The organism is Geobacillus sp. LYN3, from assembly GCF_003064505.1.
GTDB lineage: Bacteria > Bacillota > Bacilli > Bacillales > Anoxybacillaceae > Parageobacillus_B > Parageobacillus_B toebii.
Genome location: NZ_QCWL01000001.1, coordinates 1,160,227 through 1,164,524, shown reverse-complemented (window position 1 = coordinate 1,164,524; position 4,298 = coordinate 1,160,227). Strand labels below are relative to the sequence as shown.

Sequence of the window (4,298 nt, the reverse complement as noted above, 5' to 3'; positions counted from 1 at the left end):
AACGGCGATGGCGACAGCGATATCGCCGATATCCAGCCTGCCGATTCGGTGCGTAATCGCCACTTTCGTTTCTGGCCATTTTTCTCGAATCTCCTCCCCGATTTGTTCTAGCATTTTTTCCGCCATCGATACGTACGCTTCGTATTGTAAAAATAAGGTCCGCTTTCCGTTTGTCCATTCGCGCACCGTTCCCATGAACGTGGTCACCGCTCCGGCTTCGGGGCGCATTACTTTTTTTACCACATTCTCAATGGAAATCGGCTTGTCCGTAATCATAAAAAGGCGTTCCTTCATTCGTTTTTTCTCACCTCATTCATTAACCAATGTAAATAACTTTCCTCATCATTGATGAAAAATAAAGGATATGGAATGAAAGATAGCCGCGAAGAAGATTCCCACGTAATAACGGCAATAATATTAGACAACTGTGACAGCGAATCCCAATCGTCCTCGTTTCGCAGCATCACAACCTTTTTATATGATTCATGTTTGTAGCCTTCGACAAGCACGAAATCAAGCGGCAAAAGTTCATATAATGATAAAATTTGCCCGAGCGACCACACGGGCTGCCATGCGTGAAGCTCGAGCAAACCGCCGCCTTCCACTGAAACGGCAACTGCTCCCGCCTGCTCGTGGCGCTTTGAATCCGTATAGGAATCGTTTCTTTCAGGATAACCGCCGTGTCCGTGATGTTTCACTGTTCCGACACGATATCCTTCGGCTGCCGCGATTTTTATCCATTTTTCAATAAGCGTCGTTTTGCCGCTATTTTTATAGCCAACCACTTGCCAAACGTTCATATGTCACTTCCTTCCTCATCTTCTAGCAGCCATACATCGACGGTATCCCCTTTTGCAAATCCTCGCGTCCCTCCAGGCAGCACCATCAGCGCATTTGCTTTTGCCAGCGATGTGACTATATTCGATTTATCTGTCCCAACAGGCGACACGGTTAACCGGCCATCTTCGACCGCCACATAACTTCTAACAAACCGGGTAAACGGATTCGGTTTAGGAAAGTCTGCCATCAACGTTGCCGTCGCTTTCCGTAAATACGGTTTTGGCGAAAATAGACGCGTCCGTACGGCCGGACGTACAAACAACTCATATCCAACGTAACATGCCGAAGGGTTGCCAGATAGACCAAACAACAGTTTTCCATTGAGCTGCGCAACCGTCGTCACGCTTCCCGGACGCATCGCGACTTTATTAAATAACACTTCTGCCCCAAGGCGTTCATAAATGGCCGGCAAATAATCGTAATCCCCAACCGAAACGCCGCCCGTTGTGATGAGAAAATCAACTTGTGGCAGCGCCTTTTGTATTGCTGTAAAACATGTATCCACATCATCGGCTAATTTTCCAAAATAAACTGGCTCCGCGCCGCTGCGTACTACTTGCGCCTGAATCATATAGGCGTTGCTGTTGCGAATTTTTCCGGGAACGAGCGGCTCAGATACGTCCAAAAGCTCGCTGCCTGTCGCGAAAATGCCAATTCGCGGTTTTCTCGCGACTTTCACCCGAGCATACCCGAATGTTGCTAACAATGCTTGCACACCTGGATTGATAAACGTTCCTTTTGGGACGAGCACATCTCCTTTTTTCGCGTCTTCTCCTTGGAACGAAATGTTATCTCCCGGTTGAAAGGGGCGTTTGATCGACATATATGTTTTTCCATCGCGCTCATATTGTTTCGCTAATTCCAGCATGACAACCGCATCGCATCCATCTGGAATTTGCGCTCCTGTCATAATGCGCACCGCTTGAAATGGCTGAACAGTTTTCGCCGCTACTTGTCCCGCTCCAATCGTTTCAATCACTTCAAATTCTACCGGATTGTCAAGCTTTGCCGCAGCGGAGTCAACAGCACGTATCGCAAAGCCGTCATAAGGAGAACGATCAAACGGCGGAACGTCATGATCAGCACGCAATTCTTCCGCCAAATACCGTCCGTATGCCTCTTCTAATGGAACCGTTTCTGCTTCTCCTGTTCCCGCATACTTCATTACTTTTTGAATTGCCTCTGTTACCGGAATAGGAGTTCGTTTTTCCACCATGATTTTATCCCTCTTCCCGCCATATTGATTGCCATTTTTGTAATTCATGCATTCTTTGTTCCAATGTTATTGACATTATCAACCTTTTTCTTCATTTTTTCAACTAATTCTCCCAACACACTATGTTGGCTGTTTACGACTTCATGCTGCTTCATTGTTTCGATGAGCTGTTGTTCTAATTCTTTTATACGTTTTTTCTATTTCAAACTGCCGATGTTGTAGTAACGGAAACATTGCATATCTCCTCTTCCATTCCTTCTTGTTTCCTATTGTACGAAAACGAACAAAAGCTAGTTGTGATGTTAATCACATTTTTTCACTCCATTCGTCATTCGACATCATTTGTTCAAAATCTATTCATATGTGTGATGTACATCACGACATAGAAAAAGGAAAGGAAATATGCTTAAGTTGTAACAATTTATAAATGGAGGTTACCGATCATGGAAAAACGGTTTACAGAACAATCGATCATCGGTGATATCGTAGCACAGTTTCCAAAAGCAAGCGATATTTTCAAAGCATACAAAATTGATTTTTGCTGCGGTGGACAGCGTCCGTTAAAAGAAGCGATACAAGAACGAAACTTAGATGGCAAAGCGATACTAGAACAATTAAATACTCTTTATGCACAATCACTTGAAAAAGATGAAAAAAATTGGTCGGAAGCTTCTTATAGTGAACTGATCGACCATATTATCCAAAAACATCACCGTTACCTGGCGGAAGAATTGCCTAATCTTAGCCCTTACGTAACAAAAGTGCTTCGCGTTCATGGGGCGCATCACCCGCATCTAGCACAAATTCATAAGTTGTTTAACGAGCTGAAAACAGAACTCGAGCAGCATACGATCAAAGAAGAAACTCATGCTTTCCCGCTTATTTTACAATTTGAAGAAACTCCGACTCCAGAAAACAGAGAAACGATGAAACAAGCAATTCGCGAACTTATCAATGAACATGATGTTGCTGGCGATATCATCAAAACGATTCGTGAGATTACAAATGACTTCACCCCGCCAGAAGATGCATGCCGGACGTACCGGCTTGTCTACAATCGATTAGAAGCTCTTGAGGAAAATTTATTGGAACATATTCATTTGGAAAATAACATTTTATTTCCGCGCATTCTTCATGAAACAGAAACATCCTAATAAATAAACCACAACCGGACTGCTCACGATAACGAGCGAGTCCGGTTTGTTTATCCGCCAATATAAGACATTTCAATTTTTTTCCGCGTTTTTGCTGTTTGCTCCGTCCGTTCATCCGAGTAGCGGTCTGTCCGCATGTTCCATGTCGATGCAATCATTTTCTTTATTTCTTCTTTATCGGCCCCGGAACGCAGTTTTTCTTTTAACGAAACGCCGCTTGCAGCAAACAAGCACGTATATAGCGTGCCACCGGCGGAAATGCGCGCCCGGGTGCAGCTTTGGCAAAACGATTCGGTCACCGAAGCGATAAAGCCGACTTCCACGTTCGTGCCAACATAGCGGTAGCGGCTTGCCACCTCGCCGAAGTAGGCTTTTTCCACCGGCTCAAGCGGATGCATTTGCTGCAGGCGTTCATACATTTCTTTTTTCGTTACCACATGGGAAAAATCCCAGCCGTTTGTCGTGCCGACGTCCATATATTCAATAAAGCGGAGGGTAATGCCTCGTTCTTTAAAATAGTTCGCCATCGGAATGATTTGCGAGTCGTTCATTCCCTTTTTGACGACCATGTTCACTTTGACGCCAAGCCCCGCTTCCCGCGCTGCTTCAATCCCTTTTAACACCGGCTTAACCCCGACGCCAACCCCGTTCATCTTTTTAAATACTTCGTCATCTAACGCGTCCAGGCTGACATTGACGCGCTTGAGCCCCGCTTCTTTCAAACGTTTTGCCCATTTCACTAAATGAATCCCATTCGTAGTAAGAGCGATATCGCGAATGCCGGAAATGTGCGCCAGCCGTTCTACTAATAAGTCTAAGTCGCGTCTTAACAGCGGTTCTCCCCCGGTGATGCGAATTTTTTCCACCCCAAGTTCCGCAAAACTTTCCGCAAGCAGCACCATTTCCTCGATCGTTAATAATTCGTCTTCACGCAAAAAACGGAAATTCGGTCCAAATATTTCTGCCGGCATGCAATATACGCATCGGAAATTGCACTGGTCTATTACTGAAATGCGCAAATCGCGAAGCGGACGGTTCCACTGGTCGGCAATCACCGATTGACCTTTTCCCATACCGCCTCCTCCTTT

The 4,298-nt window shown here is 45.2% G+C and carries 5 protein-coding genes; 1 reads left to right on the top strand and 4 read right to left on the bottom strand.

Annotation, left to right across the window (positions count from 1 at the left end; all coding sequences use genetic code 11):
• From DCC82_RS17990 to DCC82_RS06075, 3 genes are all read right to left on the bottom strand, one after another.
• On the bottom strand, nucleotides 1-294 hold a 294-nt coding region (locus DCC82_RS17990), incomplete at its 3' end, for a molybdenum cofactor biosynthesis protein MoaE (RefSeq protein WP_233252936.1).
• Entirely contained in the window at nucleotides 291-800 is a 510-nt protein-coding gene (gene mobB, locus DCC82_RS06080; protein WP_097354208.1) for a molybdopterin-guanine dinucleotide biosynthesis protein B, read from the bottom strand. The genes mobB and DCC82_RS17990, both read right to left, overlap by 4 nt.
• Nucleotides 797-2,056, bottom strand: coding sequence for a molybdopterin molybdotransferase MoeA (locus tag DCC82_RS06075; RefSeq protein WP_097354207.1), 1,260 nt, complete (start codon nucleotides 2,054-2,056; stop codon nucleotides 797-799). The genes mobB and DCC82_RS06075 overlap by 4 nt, the downstream gene beginning before the upstream one ends.
• 443 nt (nucleotides 2,057-2,499) lie before the next feature.
• On the opposite strand from DCC82_RS06075, the gene ric reads away from it, so the two are divergent.
• Nucleotides 2,500-3,210, top strand: a complete 711-nt coding sequence (gene ric / locus DCC82_RS06070; RefSeq protein WP_012749417.1) for an iron-sulfur cluster repair di-iron protein — start codon at nucleotides 2,500-2,502, stop codon at nucleotides 3,208-3,210.
• 50 nt (nucleotides 3,211-3,260) lie between these two features.
• On the opposite strand, the gene moaA is transcribed toward ric, so the two are convergent.
• Nucleotides 3,261-4,283, bottom strand: a complete 1,023-nt coding sequence (moaA, locus tag DCC82_RS06065; RefSeq protein WP_108430282.1) for a GTP 3',8-cyclase MoaA — start codon at nucleotides 4,281-4,283, stop codon at nucleotides 3,261-3,263.
• Nucleotides 4,284-4,298: the final 15 nt, after the last annotated feature.